This is a genomic window from Bacillus sp. BF2-3 (assembly GCF_008368795.1).
Classification (GTDB): Bacteria; Bacillota; Bacilli; order Bacillales; family Bacillaceae_G; genus Bacillus_A; species Bacillus_A cereus.
This window is the reverse complement of sequence record NZ_QOSA01000013.1, coordinates 9,245-27,591: the sequence shown is the minus strand read 5'-3', so window position 1 is coordinate 27,591 and position 18,347 is coordinate 9,245. Positions and strand designations below refer to the sequence as shown.

The following is an 18,347-nucleotide window of genomic DNA, read 5'->3' as shown; positions in this document are numbered from 1 at the left end:
CTCAGAAACGAGGAACAATTATGGACTCTTACAAACATTATATAAAAGAAGCTTTGCCTAATCTTTCTATACATTCATATAAACAAAATGAAGAAGGATGGGATAATGTAGCAGTTATAGTAAATGATGAGCTACTGTTTCGTTTCCCGCGAAAACAGGAATATGCGATGCGAATTCCGTTAGAAAAAGAACTATGCGCAATTCTCACTCAATCACTACAAGAAATCGAAGTTCCACAATATCACCTAATTTATAAAAATGAATCTGATGAGGTTCCTCTTTGTAGTTACTATACTCTCATTCATGGTGAACCATTAAAAACAGAAACAGTTGCCACGCTGGAGGATATAGAGCTGAAAGCAATTATTACACAATTAGCTACTTTCCTTGCAGTACTACATAGTATTCCTTTACACCAAGTTACAACGCTATGTTTCCCTATTGAAAAAACATGTACCTACTGGAAAGAGCTACAAACAAAATTAAACCAATATCTCACTACTAGCCTTACTTCATTACAGAAACTAGCCTTAAATCGCTTATTTGAAAATTTCTTTGCATGTTTAGCTACATCCACTTTTCAAAACACAATCATTCACGCTGATTTTACTCATCATCACATTTTATTTAACAAGCATAACAAAAGCATTTCAGGTGTTATCGATTTTGGTGATGCGCAAATTGGCGATCCTGCTTTTGATTTTGCAGGACTATATTATGATTTCGGAGATGAGTTTACTACATCTGTATATGAACAGTACAGTACACTTATTTCTCATCATGATCCATTACTCATTCATCGTATTACTACCTTTTATCAATACAGTCCTTTACTACATAATATTATTTATAACTTTGAGTCAGAGAATGAACTCGAATTTATTACAGGCACAGAACAGCTAAAAACGATATTACAGGGATGAGATTACATTCTCTCCCTATATACTCTCTCCTCGTACATCATTAACTTTTTATCCATTTCAACAATAACTTTATACAATTGAAACGCCTGTAAAATTTGCAGTTGAATTTCAAAAGGAGCATTTTGTTCTTTTAACCATTGAAATACTTTTGTTTCATCTTTCATTGATTATTCCTCCCTTTATTCTGCTATTTGTGGGTAGCCCGATTAATGAGGGCTGATAATCAGTGGGTGATTGACAAAACCCCCACTGATTAAAGTTTCACTTTATTAAAATCTGCTACAAATATACCGTAAATGATGAAAAGCTTTTCATGTCAATAACAAAAAAGGATGCAAAGTTGCATCCTTTAATGAACTATATTTTTCTTCTGTTTCGCTTCTGTCTTTACTTCTTCCCCTTGGCATTCACTACGAAACGCACAACTTATACACTCAGAACGAAAATGACGCTCTGTATAATGCTCAGGTTGCTCTAACATTTCTTTCATTCTAGATAAATCAGCCATTCCAGTTATAATATCTTCCTGTTTCGGAATGTACTCATACTTAGTTCCTTCTATTAAATTAATAACCTCAATTTTTCCTGGAAGAACTCCGAAAGCTTTATAACTGAATACTGTCATTAGCTTCTGACAAAGAGCAAGCATTTCCTCATCTGCATCGACAACATACTTTTTAATTACAAACGACTCAGCACTCCACTCACCAACTTCAAATGTCAATGACATGTGGACACCTAACTCTTCCATATATGTTTGAAACTTCTCGTATAAAAACAATGGTGGTGTCTGACTATCATCCTTTTCAACGAACTGTAATAAGTGATCCGTTAGCTTCGCTAATACAATATAGTACTCCGTCTTCGAAGCAAACATATCAATCCTTACTTTTTTCCAATACTTTTCTATTAATATTAAAAGTACAATTTTCGTTTGTTGACCCGCAGGTAGCGTGTAATACTCGTTAATAATTTGATTGACAATCATTTGTGCTATTTGTTGCCATTCAAATGAAGAAGGTTCTCTTCTTTTTATGTGACGAAAATAAAATTTATGCGGACAACGCATAAAATCATACAAATGATAATCTGTCATCGTTTTGATTGAGATTTTCTCATGCACTTGCTCTTCATCTCCCTTCTGCCATTAAGAAAGGTGTTTTACAAATTCAGCTCCAAACTGTAAACATTTTTCTACATCTTCATCTTCTGGCGTTAATTCTACTTTTAGTCCTTCTAACACAACTGCTGCCCCGCGCTCTTGTAGCTTTTCTATTAAAATGTCAACTGCCACTCCGTATTTCGGATAAGCCGAATCACATGATCCGAATACTGCCGCTTTTTTCCCAGTTAAATCAATAGAATCCATTGCATCATAAAAATCTAAGAAATCATCAGGAAGATCGCCATCTCCCCAAGTGTATGCACCTAAAATAATTCCATCATACTGTTCTAATATAGAAGCTTCTGGTGAATCCATAATATCAATAACTTCAATTTCATTTTCTGTTTCACGAATTACGCCGGCAATATGGTCAGCCATTTCCTCTGTATTTCCACTCATACTTGCAAAAATCATTACTAACTTACTCAACTGAACCTCTCCCTTTACTTTGTATCTCTTTTTCTGTTTGAATGCTCTTCTTCTCATCTACATATTCAGACCGAATTACATTTCTTTGCCATTTCATATGCTGATCAACATCTTTATTTTTATCTTTTAATCCCCTCCGCAGAAGGTGAAAATTCTTTCTCATTAACATGTCGCATCCATCCTATTGATAATAATTATCAATTCCAACTACATTTAGATTAATTGACATTGATTATCAATGTCAATAACTATTTTTAAAAAAATGATTAAAATGTACAAGCTTGTCCGTTAGCTATTCATATACTATGAATGAGCATAGTTCTTTCTCAGCCCTCTCTGACGGAAAGAAATAAAAGCAACTGCAATAGAGTGCAGTTGCCTTTTTTTGTTTTTCTATGATTTTAGTAATCTTATAGTCGTCTCTAAAAATAGCTCCACTCCACAAATTAATGCTGATTCATCCAAGTCAAATTTCGGATGATGATGTGGATAACAAGTATATATATTTTCATTACCTGTTCCTAATTTAATGAAACAACCAGGTGCTTTTCTTAAATATGCTGAAAAATCTTCTCCACCCATAGAAGGTTCAAGCTTCACAACACGCTCATTCCCAAACAAATGTAGTGCACTTTCTTCTACTATTTTCGTAATATATTCATCATTAATAACCGGATCATATCCATATCGATACGTATATGTATACGATCCTCCATGTGCTTCTGTAATTCCTTTCACAATTTTCTCGATTTTCCCTTCTGCTTCCACCCTCAATGCTTGATTAAATGAACGAACAGTTCCCATTAAAGTTGCTGTACTAGGAATAATATTGTCAGCCGTTCCCCCATGAAATTGTGTAACTGAAACAACCCTTTGCATAAAAGCACTTGTATTTCTTGATACGATATGTTGTAGATTTGTAATAATCTGTGCTCCGATAGCAATAGGATCTATCGTTTCTTCTGGTCGCGCCGCATGTCCTCCTTTGCCTTGAATCTCAACTGTAAATACGTCTGGAGCTGCCATCATCGGTCCATATGCAATTCCTATCTTTCCACTCTCAAGTCCTGACATAACATGTAAACCTATTACATAATCAACACCGTCCATTACACCTGCCTCAACCATTTCTTGTCCCCCGCCTGGATACACCTCTTCTGCGTGCTGAAAGAATAGACGAATCTCACCTGCAAAATCTTCCTTTATATTTGATAACACCTCTGCTGTGCTTAATAAAATAGCTGCGTGAGCATCGTGCCCACATGCATGCATCATTCCTTTATTCACAGATGTATAAGATTTACTTGTCTCCTCTTGAATTGGCAAAGCGTCTATATCAGCTCGAATCGCAATTACTTTCCCTTGCTTCACACCTCTTTTAATTGCTAGTACACTATATTTCGTCGGTCTCGTTACTTCAAAAGAAGAAAATGAGCATAATGTATCATATATAAATTGCGAAGTTTCTTTTTCATGAAATGATAATTCCGGATACTTATGGAAATGCCTTCTCCATTTCACGATATTTTCTTCCGAAATTAGATTCTTCCACACTCTATTCATGATAATTTCCTCCTTTTCAAAAGAACTAGAAATTTAAAAGTTTACTCCGTCTTAAATGATTAATAAAAACAAACACTGTATTTTTACGTATTCTTATAGTCCACTTTTATGTATTCACACAATCCACTTTCTATTTACATGTCAAACCCATTACAAATTCATGCTGAATGTAATATAATTGCTAAGTTAGGGATTTTCTTTTTTAGTATTTAGTGCTAATATCAGAAAAGAGCCTTTTGACTTATTTTTACCTAAAATGTGGGATTTTGTTTTTTTCACAATAATGTAGGACATGATACCTACAAAGAGCTATTATTTCATTAAGAGAGGGAAAGACATGGAAAGATTAAAAGAGATATGGTCTCGACCACTCACACAATGGGTTGCAAAGACGGTTTATTATCTTGCAATTTTATTTGCATTACTTTGGTTGTATGGATTCCATGATACAAACACAAGTACATTTATTTACAATGAATTCTAGGGTGGGAACGTTATGAAGTTATTAGAACAAATTGAAAAGTGGGCTGCAGAAACGCCTGATCAAACCGCTTTTGTTTGGCGAGATGCGAAAATTACGTACAAACAATTAAAGGAAGATTCTGATGCGTTAGCACATTGGATTTCTTCTGAGTATCCAGACGATCGTTCACCAATTATGGTGTATGGCCATATGCAACCTGAAATGATTATTAACTTTTTAGGATGTGTAAAAGCTGGACATGCTTACATTCCTGTAGATTTATCTATCCCAGCTGATCGTGTACAACGTATTGCTGAAAATTCTGGTGCGAAATTACTTTTATCGGCAACAGCAGTAACTGTAACTGATTTACCAGTTCGCATCGTAAGTGAAGACAACTTAAAAGATATTTTCTTTACTCATAAAGGGAACACTCCAAATCCTGAACATGCGGTAAAAGGTGATGAGAATTTCTACATTATTTACACATCAGGAAGCACAGGTAATCCGAAGGGGGTTCAGATTACTTATAACTGCCTTGTTAGCTTTACAAAATGGGCTGTAGAAGATTTCAACTTACAAACAGGGCAAGTATTCTTAAACCAAGCACCTTTCTCATTCGATTTATCTGTAATGGATATTTACCCATCATTAGTAACAGGTGGTACACTTTGGGCAATCGATAAAGATATGATTGCGCGTCCAAAAGACTTGTTTGCTTCTTTAGAGCAATCGGATATTCAAGTATGGACTTCCACACCTTCTTTCGCTGAAATGTGTTTAATGGAAGCATCTTTCTCTGAGAGTATGCTACCGAACATGAAAACATTCTTATTCTGCGGCGAAGTGTTACCAAATGAAGTGGCTAGAAAATTAATTGAACGTTTCCCTAAAGCAACAATTATGAATACGTATGGTCCAACAGAAGCTACTGTCGCTGTAACAGGTATTCACGTTACAGAAGAAGTGCTTGATCAATACAAATCACTTCCAGTTGGCTATTGTAAATCAGACTGTCGCCTTCTTATTATGAAAGAAGATGGCACGATCGCACCTGATGGTGAAAAAGGTGAAATCGTAATTGTCGGTCCAAGCGTAAGCGTTGGATATTTAGGAAGCCCTGAATTAACAGAAAAAGCATTTACTATGATTGACGGTGAGCGCGCCTATAAAACAGGCGATGCTGGCTATGTTGAAAATGGTCTTCTATTCTATAATGGTCGTCTTGATTTCCAAATTAAGCTGCATGGTTATCGAATGGAATTAGAAGAAATTGAGCATCACCTTCGTGCGTGTTCTTACGTAGAAGGAGCAGTTATCGTTCCAATTAAAAAAGGTGAGAAATACGATTATTTATTAGCGGTTGTTGTTCCTGGAGAACATTCATTTGAAAAAGAATTCAAATTAACATCTGCAATCAAAAAAGAACTCAATGAGCGATTACCAAACTACATGATTCCACGTAAATTCATGTATCAATCTTCTATTCCAATGACACCAAATGGAAAGGTAGATCGCAAAAAATTATTGAGTGAGGTTACAGCATGACCGCATATGGATCATTTTATTTTTTCGCTATAGTGGGCATTTTATTAATACCTACTATCATAGCTGGATTAAAAGGTAAAATGTTGCGCAAATATAATGCCGTTTTAACATTAGTCATGATTGCTATTATCTTCTCAGATAAACCAAAGCAAGCAATGATGCTAGCTGCATTTATTATTTGGCAATATGTCCTTATTAAAGGCTACTTAATTTTAAGAAAACAAAATAATAGTACATTCACATTTTGCATAGCTGTTATTTTATCGATTTTGCCTCTTATTTTGGCAAAAATCGCGCCGTTTGCATCGTTTTTACCTGAGTTAAAACTTGTTGTTTTCCTAGGTATATCTTACGTAACATTCAGAGCAGTTCAAATGGTATTTGAAGTTCGTGATGGTTTAATTAAAGAGCTTTCTTTCTTTAACTTCTGGGAATTCGTTTTATTCTTCCCTGCGATTTCAACAGGACCTATCGATCGTTACCGAAGATTCCAAAAAGATATTCAAAAGCCACCTAGCGCTGAAGAATATCAAAATTTACTATATACAGGACTAAATCGTATTTTCCAAGGTTTCTTGTATAAATTTATTATTGCTTACTTAATAAAGCAATATTGTATGGATCCAGCATTCGCTCAACACGATACAATATTTTCAAATATGATTTACATGTATAGCTATAGCTTATATCTATTCTTTGATTTTGCTGGTTATAGCTCTTTTGTAATTGGTGTAAGTTATATGATGGGAATTAAAACGCCAGAAAACTTCAATAAGCCATTCCTTAGTCGTAATATTAAAGACTTCTGGAACCGCTGGCACATGAGTTTATCATTCTGGTTCCGTGATTTTATTTACATGCGTTTCGTCTTTTTTGCAACGAAGAAAAAGTTAATTAAGAACCGTTACACTATTTCGTATATCGGTGCATTTTTAAACTTCTTCATTATGGGAATTTGGCACATCCAAGGAAGCGCTGTTGCGCAGTATGTTATTTATGGTCTATACCATGCCGCACTGTTTATTTTATTCGATATTTTTGAACGAAAAAACAAGAAGCATAAGTTTTGGCCAAACAATAAATTTACACACATCCTTGCGATTGTAATTACGTTCCACGTTGTATGTTTCGGTTTCCTAATCTTCTCTGGACACCTTAACAGATACTTTTAATGCACCCTTCTTATTCCATTAAGAAGTTGCACATATAATATATTTCGGATATAAAGGAGATTTTAAAAATGGCAGAATTCAAAGAGCAAGTATTAGATATTTTAGAAGAAGTATGTGAAAACGATATTGTGAAAGAAAACTTAGATGTTCAATTATTTGAAGAAGGTATCCTTGATTCTTTCGCTGTAGTATCTTTATTAGTTGAATTCCAAGAGCGTTTAGATATTGAAGTTTCTATTTCTGATTTTGACCGTGACGAGTGGGCTACACCAAACATGGTTATTAAAAAGTTGGAAGAAATCCGATGAACAAAGCAAAATTTGGTCCGATGCTTTTAGCATTGGCCCTTTTTGCTGTATTCTTACTTATTCCAACGCGCTTCCTACTTCCACTTTTAAGTGATGAAAAAGTAGAACAAGCTGCTACTTCTTTAAAAGAAGAAAAAATTCAAAGTATGATTTTACAGCAAAAGATGTTAGCAGATCCAAAATATCTTCCGATGTACGGTTCATCGGAATTCGCACGTATGGATGCTTTCCATCCATCTAATTATTTTAAAGTAAAGCCTGAAGGATTTACGCCATTCCTTCTTGGACGCGGCGGAACACAAGACCTTGTACATGTATTAAACTTCGCATCTACAATGGATCAATTGAAAGATAAGAAAATGGTATTCGTTCTTTCTCCGCAATGGTTTGTACCACAAGGTATTGACGAAACGCACTTTGCACCTAACTTTTCAAAACAACAAGGTTACCACTTCATTTTCAACAATGATTTAAAACCTGAAATGAAAAAACAAATTGCAAAGCGTTTATTAAACTTTGAGATTGTAAAAAAAGAAACTTTATTAAAAATTTCGCTTGAAGGTATCGCTTATGATGATACGAAGTATAAAGTAAAAGCACTTGCTGCTAAACCTTTCGCTTATATTTATCGTAACATTTTAGATCGTAAAGATTTATTTACAGCTATGTTTAATATTAAACCGCACAAAGAGAAGCTCGATCCTTCATTAAAACAAATGAACTGGGAAGAGGCTCGTAAACATGCGGATCAAACAGGTGCAGCAGAATCTGGATCTAATGAATATGGTATCGAAGATGGTTACTTCAATAGCAAAATTAAGAAAAAATTAAAGCAACGTGAAGGTTACTTAAAAAATGATGCTTATGACCAATCGCCAGAATATGAAGATTTACAAATTGTACTTGATTTATTAAAACAATCTGGTGCAAAACCACTCTTCATTTCTGTTCCTGTCAAAGGTCCTTGGTACGACTACGCTGGCTTCCCGAAAGAACGCCGCGAAGCATACTATAAGAAAGTTCATGAGCAAATTGAAAAAGCTGGTTATCCAATTGCCGACTTCTCAAATCATGAATACGATAAATACTTCTTAAAAGATCATATGCACTTAGGTTGGAAAGGCTGGGTTTACATCGACGAAGCCATCCAACAATTTTATAAAGCAAACTAACGAAAAGACCGCTTGAATTACTCAAGTGGTCTTTTTGTATATATTTTGTAATTGCTCGATTGCATTCGCCGCCTCTTTCATAACTCGCTCCACTACATGCTGAGCTGATTCGATTCGTGCCAATGATGCTGCCTGTCCTGCCCAAAGTGACATATATTCTTCCTTATTTTGCTTCGCTGCCTCTTGGCGTATTTTAGAAGTTAATACGTTTTGCACTGGATATACCGGAAGCCCTTCTTCTTTTCCTTCATGTCTTTCTATAAATTCATTCCGAATACCGCGTGCATATTTCCCGGAAAACGCACGAGTTACAGTTGTGCTCGTATCTGTACTATGCAAAACCGCTTCTTTATACACATCGTGCGTAATACTCTCTTCACTTGTTAAAAAGGCTGATCCCATTTGAACACCTTCTGCTCCTAGTGCCAATGCCGCAACAAGCCCTTGTCCGTTCATTACACCACCTGCTGCGACAATTGGGATATGCGGAATAACCCCTACTAACTGAGGTATTAACGCAAAAGTACCAATCATAGCATCTCGTTCTTTCCCAATAAACGTTCCTCTATGCCCTCCTGCTTCGCTACCTTGCCCAATAATAATATCTACTCCTAGTTCAGCAAGTACTTTCGCTTCCTTCACATGGGTAGCTGTTCCGATAACTTTTATTCCACTTCTTTTTAAATCATTTATTTCTTCTTTTTCTAACGTTTGAAATGCAAAGCTAACGACCGGTACTTTTTCATCTAATAGCACTTGTAATTGTTCCTTATAGCTTTTTGGAAGCTTTAACGTTCCTTCTACTTCTATACCTAATTCTCTATTCACTCCGCTTAGTAATACTTTCGCCTCATTTACCTTCTCTTCTTCTATTTCTATCTCTTTCGTTACAAGTAAATTAACACCGAAAGGCTTATCTGTTAGTTCTCTTATTCTATAAATCGCTTCACGAATTTGTTCTGGGCTCATATAGCCGGCTCCAAGCGTCCCTAATCCTCCACTATTACTTACTGCTGCAACAAGTTCTGGCGTCGTAATCGCGCCTGCCATACCGGCTTGAACAACGGGATACTCAATTTTTAATATGTCTGTTACTCGACTTGTAAACATCATTTCCCCTCCTATTTCCTTTATATCTTCTTTATTTGATAAGCTTTCCCCTGCTTTTGTAAGGGTTGAACTTCATATGAAGCGAATATATTGAAAGAGAAGGAGGCTGAGCTTAATGATTTATCCAAATGCATTAAAACAAGGTGATACAGTAATGATTATTGCACCATCTGGTCCACCTACAATCGAAAGTGTATTAAAAGGTGTGAATGTATTACAAGAGATGGGGTTATCCGTAATAATCGGGAAGAGTGTTTACGAGAAATATGGATTTTTAGCCGGAAGTGATCAAGTTCGGCTTGACGATATACATGAAGCATTTACAAATAATGAAGTGAAGGCAATTTTTTGTGCACGAGGTGGTTATGGAAGTGCTCGTCTTCTTCCTCACATTCAATATGAAGTTATTAGGCAAAATCCAAAAATCTTTTGGGGATATAGCGATATTACAGCTTTACATACTGCTGTTTCACGTTATGCAAAGCTTATAACATTTCATGGTCCGATGATTGAAGAACTAGGAAAAGGTATTGATTCCCTATCTTTATCCTCTTTTAATCAGCTATTCCATCCGTATTCAACCATTTTATCTGCATCAGAATGTATCGTACCTAGCTCTCACAGTACAGTTACAAGTACGTTAGTTGGAGGAAATTTAGCTGTGTTAACAAGTATAATTGGCTCGCCCTACGAGATAATTACGAACAATACACTTTTATTACTTGAAGACATTGGTGAAGAACCGTACCGCATTGACCGTATGTTAAATCAGCTACTTTTATCTGGAAAGTTTAATGAATGCAGGGGCGTTATTTTCACAAGTTGTCACGACTGCACTCCTTCAAAGCCCTCTCAATCATTGCAAACAATATTATATGAATATTTCGCGCCATATCATATACCTGTCCTATTCGATTTACCAATTGGACATATAAGTCCAAACATCGGTATTCCACTTGGAGCTACAGCGACAATAAACACGAATAATAAAACAGTCTCTATTTCTTCTGGTATAGCCACTTCATATTCAAATTAAAAAGTAAAAGGAAAAGCGATTACGCTTTTCCTTTTACTTATAATAATTAAAAATTCGTCCAGATGCGATATCTGCAATTTCTTCTGGAATAAATGTTTTACTTATATCAGTGCCAACATTTAATACAGCTGTAGCATCTTTCTCAATGCTACCAAATAACTCTTTCCCACGTATCGTAATAAGGGGCGTTCCTTCTGGCAACACATCTTTTACAAATTCCATTTGTGTAAAGAACGGAACGATCCATCTACCTTCTCCTTGGAAATGACGCAAACGAAGTATTCCTTCTGTTGCCCCGTCCTCTGCTTCTAGTGAACCAGCAACATAAAACTCAGTAGATAAGAGCAATTCATAAAATTCCTTTTGCTTCTGTTTATCATCCCCTGCTACAACAAGTACCTCTTCTAATTTCTTTACTGAAATTTGCTCCATATGATGCCACCCCTATTTTCAAAATGATTGTACTTAGATTATACGAAATATTCTTATTTTTTTCTACATAATTCGCAATTATTTTCTTAAAATAATTTTAACACTTCTTTTGTCGTCACAATCGTAGCAAACTCTTCATGTAAATTTACAAGTGTCATATTGTGAATATCCTCTGCACTATACTCTTTACCATCTAAACCTATACGGTTAAAAGTAGCCGTTGCATCACTCACTAAATATGTTGTAAATCCTAAATTCCCTGCCATTCGTGTCGTAGTTTCCACGCAATGATTTGTCGTTAATCCTACAACCACTACTGCATTACATTTGTTCTTTCTTAATTGCTCTTCTAAATTTGTCCCAATGAACGCGCTGTTAACGAATTTCTGAATAACCACTTCACCAAGTAGTGGTTGCACTTCTTCTTTAAAGTTTACCGTTTCCGCTCTCTCATAAAACATTGACTGAGCATTTTCTTTATTTACATGTTGAATATGAAAAACTGGTCGTTTCCTTTTTCTCCATTCTTCTAACAAAATTCTCATGTTTTCTTCAGCAAAAATATTATTTCTCTCGCCCCAATCTGGTAATTGAAATGCCTTTTGTACATCGATTATGATAAGTGCTATTTGATTTGTCATCATTTCCCCCTTAATTTGGCTGTAATTGAAATAGAAAACCAAGTTGTTGTGACGCAGTAATAAAGCAAACATAGGCGCAAAGCTCTACAATTTCTTTTTCTGTCCAATATTGTTTTAAAGCGTGAAACATAGTATCATCTATTGCTTTTCGGTCATGAACAAATGTATGCGCAAAAGTAACGGCTACACCAATCTCCTCTGCCTTTTGCACATCATCAGGTCTTCCCTTTGCCATACAGTACGGACATTCATTCCCATACGCTAATGTTCTTCTCACTTGCTCCTTCAACTCTGCTGAAAGAGTTCCTTTATTGTACAGTGTATCTTCTAACGTACTCCACGAGTGTAATATATCCGAATTATGCCCTAATAACTTTTGAAACTTTGTATCTCCTACATTTGATAATGAAATTCTCTCCATCATTTCCCCTCCTATTTCCTTCTGTTTTATTGTAAAATAAATAACGTTCACTTTACATTTCATATGAATCTTAATTTATATTTTTCCTTTACAAAAATCATTATTTTACTGGAGGTATATTTACAAATGCAACTAGACCGTGTTGATCGAAAAATTTTAAATGAATTATATAATGATAGTCGCCTTTCTATGCGTGAATTGGCGAAACGAGTAAACTTATCTGCTCCGTCTACTGCAGAACGTGTTCGTAAACTTGAAAGTGAAGGCGTTATTCAAAAATATACAATCGATATCGACTATAAAAAAGCAGGACTAGTTTTAGATTGTATTTTAGAAATCACTTTAAAAAATGGTGATACAACACGTATGCAACAGTTTATTCAGTCTTATCCATCTGCAAGTTTTTGTTACCGAGTAACAGGAAGCTTATGCTACATTGTAAAAATTTCTGTTCCTTCACTCGTTGAACTTGAAGAATTTATCAATGATGTTTCTTCATATGCAACGACAGTTTCTCATATCGTATTATCAGAAGTATCTCTTACTCCTGATATTGAACATATCTTCCCAGAAGATTAATTTATTTTTATTCATAAATTATAAAAAAACCCCTTACAATAAGAATAAAAATAATATATTATGTATTAAAATACATAAAATTCGAGAAAGGGGCTTTACATTGAAAATCTGGTTTTATGAAAAAACGGCACAATTAGATGACTTGCTTGGTATTTGGGACAATGTTCCGACCATCCCGCGAATTGGTGAAAAAGTGGAGATTTTAAAGACAGTCCGCACTGTTACAGATATTAAATATGTCAAGAACGGTAATAATTTTCGTGTAGAAATTATTACAAATTAAAAAGTAGCTCCTAAGAGCTACTTTTTAATTATCTATTATGTGCTTTCTTTATAACGATTTTATCTTCTTCTACAGCTACTGTTACATAATCATTTTCTTCTAACCGAAGCTTATTTACAGCCTCATCTGGTAACTCTATGGCCATCAATCTATCGGTTACGATCACTTGACTATACACTTCATTTTCTTGTGATGAATTCACTACTTTTTGCTCATTTATAAAACGTACTGGTGGCACGCCAACTTCTTTTACTGTACGCCATTGTTTCCAAACATACGGAATTAACCATAGTAATCCAACAACTGTAAGACCGATACCAATCCATAAACTACTTTGCGCTTGTAATTCAGTAATTGAGATTGTACCACTTTCTTCTCCACCGAAAAATTGCATACTTGTTGCAATCAAATTATTTAGAGCGTGCACAGCTATATTCGTCCATATATTTTTTGTCTTTATGTATAAAAGACACATAACGACACCAAACATGAACGCACCAATAACATCAAAATGTCCTAGGCCAAAAATAATTGAAGATATAATTACAGCTTTTTTAATTCCCCATTTATGAGCCATTCGCTGTAAGAAAAATCCCCTAAAAATAACCTCTTCCATAATAGGTGCTAACACACATGCTGAAATGAAAGTAAATATCGTCATATATACGTTACTCGTATTAATAACATTTCCGTCTTCTAGCATAGTAACTAAGAAATTCGGTAACGTATGTGCTAATATGTAAAATTGAATCTGAGATATGCCAACTGAAAAAATCATCCCCATTATCGTTGCTAATACAATTAATCCCCAAGATAAACGTCCTGGCTTATCAAAAAAACTGTGAAATACAATATTATTTTTATTTGTTTTTACGTATAGCCAAAGTAACGGAAATACAAAAAATACAGTTATTTGTGAAATAACCTCCATCGTATTCTCAGAAACATTTGCTAGACCTAATGGTATCATTATAAGGAACACCCCTATAATCATCCATCCAAAAAAGCTACGTAACCTTATACGTGAAAATGCATAGTGCATATAGAACACCTCCAAAGATAGTAAAAGTAAATGGTCGGATAACTACATTATAATATGAATATAGTTGAAACTCTTCCCATTTTTCTCAATTACTTTCAAACAACATAGCTCTTAAAATACCATATCGCTGTTCTTCAAGTTGCAATCCAAGTGAAATTTATGTAATAAAAATCCCCGTTTTTACAAGCGGGGATTTCTTTTATTATAATACGTCACGTTTTTGGAATAATGCACTTGATGCTACAAGTAACACAACAAAGTATGCAGCTACAAGTAATAATGAAGTTGTAAACGTAAATTCTGTAAATGTTGGTTCCATTCCACCATTGATTAATTTATTACTATCGTAAGCTCTTAAATCCAAATGGTTGAATACTACAAACTTCGCTACACCTTTTGCAAACATTATTAATACCATATTAATTGCACCTTGTAAGAAGAATAGGAACATCGTAATAATTAATGGTAATACAGATTTTCTAAAGACATTTGCTAGGAAAAATGCAAGTGTTGCAAAAAAGAACGGTGAAAGTAGTTGATATAAAGTGGACTTCATAACGATTCCTAATGTTAATTCTGTTTTACTACCATCCATTACAATACCGCCAATAATCATTGCAATTAGCATACCAGCTAATACGATAAATAACATTGCTAATAACACTGTAATATATTTAGAAAATAAAACTGCAAGTCTTTTTCTTGGACGGATTAACAATTGTTTAATTGTACCTTTTTGGAACTCATCAGTAAGAGTACGGGCAGCAAGTGTAATCCCAAAAATCGTTGTAAATAAAACAATTAAGCCAATCTCTGAGTTTGCATAATCTAAATATGATCCCTTAAACTCATCACCTTTTCCCCACTTCAACATTGCTAAAGTACCTAAAATTTCGAGTGCCGCAATGACACCCATTAAAATATACATACCTTTTTTCGCATGCAACTTTAAAAATTCATTTTGAATTAATTTAAACATTACGCTTTCACTCCCCCAGTAATCGCTAAGAACTCATCCTCTAACGTTTTATTTTGAACAGTAACTCCGTATACAAGCACATCAGCATGAACAAGTTTTTTTACAAGTTGCGGAATGTTGTCTTTTGTTACAGATGCTACAATTACATTCCCTTTTGCTTTACCTTTAATGATTTCATTTGCTTTCTGAACTTCATCTACTTCAAACGCTACAACGACTGCCTCATCATGTTTCACTTTTTCATGTAAGTTGTACTCTTGTACAAACTCACCTTGTTTAATAATAACGACGCGATCACACATTAATTCAATTTCACTCAATAAGTGACTTGATACGATTACAGCAATATTCTCTTCTTTCGCTAAACGTTGTAAATAATCACGAATTTGGCGAATACCAGCTGGATCTAATCCATTTGTCGGTTCATCTAAAATTAAGATTTTCGGCTGATGCAGTAATGCCTGTGCAATTCCTAAACGTTGTTTCATACCAAGTGAATATGTTTTCACCTTTTTATGAATCGCATGCTCTAACTCAACAAGCTTTACAATCTCAGCAATGCGCTCTTTACTAATTGGTGTAATGGCCATGTTCGCAAAATGCTTTAAGTTTTGCATTCCTGTCATATAATCATATAGTTCAGGATTTTCTACAATCGCTCCAATTTGCTCTAGTGCCTTTTCACGCTCTGAGCGAATACTATGTCCACAAATTGTAATATCGCCCTCTGTCATTGAAATAAGACCTGTCATCATACGGATCGTCGTCGTCTTACCGCTACCGTTCGGTCCAAGGAATCCGTATACTTCTCCTTCACGAACCTCAAATGATAAACCACGAATAATTTCCGTTCCACCAATCTTTTTTCGAACATTCTCTAACTTTACTACTACGTTTCCCAATGCTGATTCCTCCTTTAGACTTCTAGTTTTTTATCGACTATGTGACCTGTAACTACTAGTAATATAATTGTTAATAAACAATTAAAAAATAGATTTAAAATTGTAACCTCTGTACCAGAATAAAATGATGTATTTAAAAAACCATTTTGATCTATAAATCCAATATTATTTATAGCAAACACATACTTTTCTATTTGCTGAAAAATATACGTTATTCCTCCATTAAATGCGGTAAAAATGACGAATAAAACTAAACAAGCAACTTTATTCATAGATGATTTCACATTTAATAGTTTTACAATTACTATAATGAAATAAATAGAAACTAGCATATTAAGAAAATCTAGTCCCCATAAGAAAATAGATAACATATGATGTAATATTCCATAATTATATAAACTGTGTATTGCTTGCTGAATACCTAAATTAGTTTTTCCATTGTAAATATTTAAAGAAAAATAGTATAGAAAAATGATTCCTATTCCTAGCAAAATCATAAAGAGTAGTACACAGAATAAACTATTTGCACATATATACTTTTTTGCTGAAATAGAAGTATAACGTAGCATAGAGTTTTTTAACATTTTCCGAAAAGACGATATACCTGTTAAAAGAATTGCAAATCCATTTATACCTAGTACGATAAAGAATATAATAATAATTATATCTTGCCTACCTGAAATTCTAACTCCTGAAACTCCTTTCATATTAAATAAAAGAATTAATGAAACTGTAATAAAACCAAAGTAAATAATGGCTATCTTTCTCTTATTACAATTATATAGATAAAGAAAAAGCTGACTCATTTCTCATAGGCCTCCTTAAACAGCTCATGTACTGCTTTACCCTTTTGAAATCGTAGTTCTTCCACATTTTCATGCAATATTATTTCTCCATCTTTCAAAAAGATTACTTCATCGAATATATTTTCGATTTCTCTTATTAAATGAGTCGATATAAGTAGCGTACAATCTTCACGATAAAATTTAAGTATTAACTCAAGTACATGTTCTCTAGAAACAAGATCAATCCCGCCCAATGGCTCATCCAGTACATATAGCTTCGCTTTTCGAGAAAACGTTAAAATAATCTGCAGCTTCTCAACCATACCTTTTGACAATGCTGTAATTTTTTCTTCTAACGGTATTTTAAATTCTGCAATCGTATCTACCGCTTTTTGAATATCGAAGTCTTTATAAAAATCTCGGTAGAAAAATAAAGCGTCTTTTACAGTCATCCAATCATCAAAGATTGGCTTATCGGACATAAATGAAACAATTTCTTTCGTCTGTAACCCTACCTTTTTACCGTCTATTGTAATACTACCTTCAGAAGGGTGTTGCAAGCCTGCAATCATTTTCAATAACGTCGTTTTCCCGCTCCCGTTATCTCCAACAAGCCCAACGATTTTCCCTTCCGTAATCTCTATGTTTAATTCACGGATCACTGCTTTTAATCCGTATCTCTTCCATAAGTTTTCTATTTTCAATAGCTCTGTCATTGGCTCTCCTCCCTCTTATCATGTAATGAAGAACGAAGAATTGTAAGAATTTCTTCTTCTGAAAAACCTAAATTGTCCATTCCATCTATAAAAGAATGAAGTAATTCTTTCGCCATCTCTTTTCGCAGCTCCATAATTTTCTCCCCTTCATTCGTTACATACCGTCCCATTCCTCTACGTGTGACAACAACTCCATCCCGTTCTAGCTCTTGAAATGTACGCTGAATCGTATTTGGATTCACTTGTAATTCACTCGCTAATTCACGGACAGAGGGAATTTTATCACCAGGTAATAAATGTCCTGTTACGATCTCATTTTTTATGTATTCCATTACCTGAATGTAAATTGGTGTATTTGGAGAAAACTCTATTTTCATTTCTTCCCTCCTTTTGTATTAGTGTACTAGTTAAATAATACACCGATACAAAAAGTTTGTAAATACCCATTTAATTACAAAAAAGTTCCATCCGTTAAACGAATAGAACTTCCCAAATATAAATCGCTATACAAAAATAATAGTGTTATGTAAACAAAATTATAAAGAAAAACTGTCTTATCAATGAATAAGACAGTTTTTCTTTATAATCCTATATTAAAAGTTAAACACGAAGTCATCGTCAGCTAACTTTTCAACGTTCGTTGCTTTTACGTAACCATTTTTTTTTACAGAGAAGAAA

General features: G+C 34.4%; 24 protein-coding genes and 1 pseudogene. 9 read left to right on the top strand and 16 right to left on the bottom strand.

The window, feature by feature from the left end; all coding sequences use genetic code 11:
- Positions 1 to 20: 20 nt before the first annotated feature.
- Entirely contained in the window at positions 21 to 923 is a 903-nt protein-coding gene (locus DN401_RS11965) for an aminoglycoside phosphotransferase family protein (RefSeq protein WP_100654917.1), read from the top strand.
- Positions 924 to 925: 2 nt separating this feature from the next.
- Here the strand turns inward: DN401_RS11965 and DN401_RS29790 are convergent, their stop codons facing one another.
- The 5 genes from DN401_RS29790 to amaA all read right to left on the bottom strand — a co-directional run bounded on the left by DN401_RS29790 (position 926) and on the right by amaA (position 4,080).
- Complete coding sequence (locus tag DN401_RS29790; protein WP_000651086.1) at positions 926 to 1,087, bottom strand: hypothetical protein; 162 nt, start codon at positions 1,085 to 1,087, stop codon at positions 926 to 928.
- A gap of 185 nt (positions 1,088 to 1,272) precedes the next feature.
- Positions 1,273 to 2,046, bottom strand: coding sequence for a hypothetical protein (locus tag DN401_RS11960; RefSeq protein ID WP_000544570.1), 774 nt, complete (start codon positions 2,044 to 2,046; stop codon positions 1,273 to 1,275).
- Between the two features lie 24 nt (positions 2,047 to 2,070).
- Complete coding sequence (locus DN401_RS11955; protein ID WP_000041153.1) at positions 2,071 to 2,517, bottom strand: flavodoxin; 447 nt, start codon at positions 2,515 to 2,517, stop codon at positions 2,071 to 2,073.
- On the bottom strand, positions 2,510 to 2,686 hold the full coding sequence (locus DN401_RS29785; RefSeq protein ID WP_016124310.1) for a hypothetical protein: 177 nt from the start codon (positions 2,684 to 2,686) through the stop codon (positions 2,510 to 2,512). The genes DN401_RS11955 and DN401_RS29785 overlap by 8 nt, the downstream gene beginning before the upstream one ends.
- 224 nt (positions 2,687 to 2,910) lie before the next feature.
- The gene (gene amaA / locus DN401_RS11950) at positions 2,911 to 4,080 is read right to left on the bottom strand and encodes an N-acyl-aliphatic-L-amino acid amidohydrolase (RefSeq protein WP_001082783.1); all 1,170 of its coding nucleotides are present in this window, start codon (positions 4,078 to 4,080) and stop codon (positions 2,911 to 2,913) included.
- 337 nt (positions 4,081 to 4,417) lie between these two features.
- Between amaA and DN401_RS11945 the strand changes: the two genes are divergently transcribed.
- The 5 genes from DN401_RS11945 to dltD all read left to right on the top strand — a co-directional run bounded on the left by DN401_RS11945 (position 4,418) and on the right by dltD (position 8,743).
- The gene (locus DN401_RS11945; RefSeq protein WP_000440293.1) at positions 4,418 to 4,564 is read left to right on the top strand and encodes a teichoic acid D-Ala incorporation-associated protein DltX; all 147 of its coding nucleotides are present in this window, start codon (positions 4,418 to 4,420) and stop codon (positions 4,562 to 4,564) included.
- A gap of 12 nt (positions 4,565 to 4,576) precedes the next feature.
- Positions 4,577 to 6,091, top strand: coding sequence for a D-alanine--poly(phosphoribitol) ligase subunit DltA (gene dltA / locus DN401_RS11940; protein WP_000770505.1), 1,515 nt, complete (start codon positions 4,577 to 4,579; stop codon positions 6,089 to 6,091).
- Positions 6,088 to 7,263 (top strand): D-alanyl-lipoteichoic acid biosynthesis protein DltB, encoded by a 1,176-nt coding sequence (dltB, locus tag DN401_RS11935; protein ID WP_000127933.1) that lies wholly within the window; start codon positions 6,088 to 6,090, stop codon positions 7,261 to 7,263. The genes dltA and dltB overlap by 4 nt, the downstream gene beginning before the upstream one ends.
- 68 nt (positions 7,264 to 7,331) lie before the next feature.
- The gene (gene dltC, locus DN401_RS11930; protein ID WP_000807310.1) at positions 7,332 to 7,571 is read left to right on the top strand and encodes a D-alanine--poly(phosphoribitol) ligase subunit DltC; all 240 of its coding nucleotides are present in this window, start codon (positions 7,332 to 7,334) and stop codon (positions 7,569 to 7,571) included.
- Complete coding sequence (gene dltD / locus DN401_RS11925) at positions 7,568 to 8,743, top strand: D-alanyl-lipoteichoic acid biosynthesis protein DltD (protein ID WP_001030268.1); 1,176 nt, start codon at positions 7,568 to 7,570, stop codon at positions 8,741 to 8,743. The genes dltC and dltD overlap by 4 nt, the downstream gene beginning before the upstream one ends.
- A 21-nt stretch (positions 8,744 to 8,764) precedes the next feature.
- Here dltD and DN401_RS11920 read toward each other — a convergent pair whose 3' ends face one another.
- A complete protein-coding gene (locus tag DN401_RS11920; protein WP_000495279.1) occupies positions 8,765 to 9,853 on the bottom strand; it encodes an NAD(P)H-dependent flavin oxidoreductase in 1,089 nt (362 codons plus the stop codon).
- Positions 9,854 to 9,968: 115 nt separating this feature from the next.
- Between DN401_RS11920 and DN401_RS11915 the strand changes: the two genes are divergently transcribed.
- Positions 9,969 to 10,889: a S66 peptidase family protein gene (locus DN401_RS11915; RefSeq protein ID WP_000640079.1), complete on the top strand. Its 921-nt coding sequence runs from the start codon at positions 9,969 to 9,971 to the stop codon at positions 10,887 to 10,889.
- 33 nt (positions 10,890 to 10,922) lie between these two features.
- On the opposite strand, the gene DN401_RS11910 is transcribed toward DN401_RS11915, so the two are convergent.
- From DN401_RS11910 to DN401_RS11900, 3 genes are all read right to left on the bottom strand, one after another.
- Positions 10,923 to 11,321, bottom strand: a complete 399-nt coding sequence (locus DN401_RS11910) for an SseB family protein (protein ID WP_000435265.1) — start codon at positions 11,319 to 11,321, stop codon at positions 10,923 to 10,925.
- Between the two features lie 86 nt (positions 11,322 to 11,407).
- Positions 11,408 to 11,962 (bottom strand): cysteine hydrolase family protein, encoded by a 555-nt coding sequence (locus tag DN401_RS11905; RefSeq protein ID WP_000184436.1) that lies wholly within the window; start codon positions 11,960 to 11,962, stop codon positions 11,408 to 11,410.
- Between the two features lie 10 nt (positions 11,963 to 11,972).
- A complete protein-coding gene (locus DN401_RS11900) occupies positions 11,973 to 12,383 on the bottom strand; it encodes a carboxymuconolactone decarboxylase family protein (RefSeq protein ID WP_000439756.1) in 411 nt (136 codons plus the stop codon).
- 126 nt (positions 12,384 to 12,509) lie between these two features.
- Between DN401_RS11900 and DN401_RS11895 the strand changes: the two genes are divergently transcribed.
- The gene (locus tag DN401_RS11895; protein WP_001175498.1) at positions 12,510 to 12,962 is read left to right on the top strand and encodes an Lrp/AsnC family transcriptional regulator; all 453 of its coding nucleotides are present in this window, start codon (positions 12,510 to 12,512) and stop codon (positions 12,960 to 12,962) included.
- Between the two features lie 100 nt (positions 12,963 to 13,062).
- Positions 13,063 to 13,245: a DUF3913 family protein gene (locus tag DN401_RS11890; RefSeq protein WP_000707107.1), complete on the top strand. Its 183-nt coding sequence runs from the start codon at positions 13,063 to 13,065 to the stop codon at positions 13,243 to 13,245.
- Between the two features lie 28 nt (positions 13,246 to 13,273).
- On the opposite strand, the gene DN401_RS11885 is transcribed toward DN401_RS11890, so the two are convergent.
- The 7 genes and pseudogenes from DN401_RS11885 to DN401_RS11855 form a co-directional block, all read right to left on the bottom strand.
- Complete coding sequence (locus DN401_RS11885; protein WP_100654918.1) at positions 13,274 to 14,287, bottom strand: CPBP family intramembrane glutamic endopeptidase; 1,014 nt, start codon at positions 14,285 to 14,287, stop codon at positions 13,274 to 13,276.
- A 202-nt stretch (positions 14,288 to 14,489) separates the two neighbouring features.
- Positions 14,490 to 15,266: an ABC transporter permease gene (locus DN401_RS11880; protein WP_000475456.1), complete on the bottom strand. Its 777-nt coding sequence runs from the start codon at positions 15,264 to 15,266 to the stop codon at positions 14,490 to 14,492.
- Positions 15,266 to 16,168: an ABC transporter ATP-binding protein gene (locus DN401_RS11875; RefSeq protein WP_000528788.1), complete on the bottom strand. Its 903-nt coding sequence runs from the start codon at positions 16,166 to 16,168 to the stop codon at positions 15,266 to 15,268. The genes DN401_RS11880 and DN401_RS11875 overlap by 1 nt, the downstream gene beginning before the upstream one ends.
- A 14-nt stretch (positions 16,169 to 16,182) precedes the next feature.
- A complete protein-coding gene (locus DN401_RS11870; protein ID WP_000080432.1) occupies positions 16,183 to 16,974 on the bottom strand; it encodes an ABC transporter permease in 792 nt (263 codons plus the stop codon).
- Complete coding sequence (locus DN401_RS11865; protein ID WP_000137738.1) at positions 16,971 to 17,669, bottom strand: ABC transporter ATP-binding protein; 699 nt, start codon at positions 17,667 to 17,669, stop codon at positions 16,971 to 16,973. Before DN401_RS11865 ends, DN401_RS11870 begins: the two co-directional genes overlap by 4 nt.
- Positions 17,666 to 18,046 (bottom strand): GntR family transcriptional regulator, encoded by a 381-nt coding sequence (locus DN401_RS11860; protein WP_000687522.1) that lies wholly within the window; start codon positions 18,044 to 18,046, stop codon positions 17,666 to 17,668. The genes DN401_RS11865 and DN401_RS11860 overlap by 4 nt, the downstream gene beginning before the upstream one ends.
- Positions 18,047 to 18,262: 216 nt before the next feature.
- Positions 18,263 to 18,347 (bottom strand): annotated as a pseudogene (locus tag DN401_RS11855) (ribonucleotide-diphosphate reductase subunit beta); the annotation flags it as partial.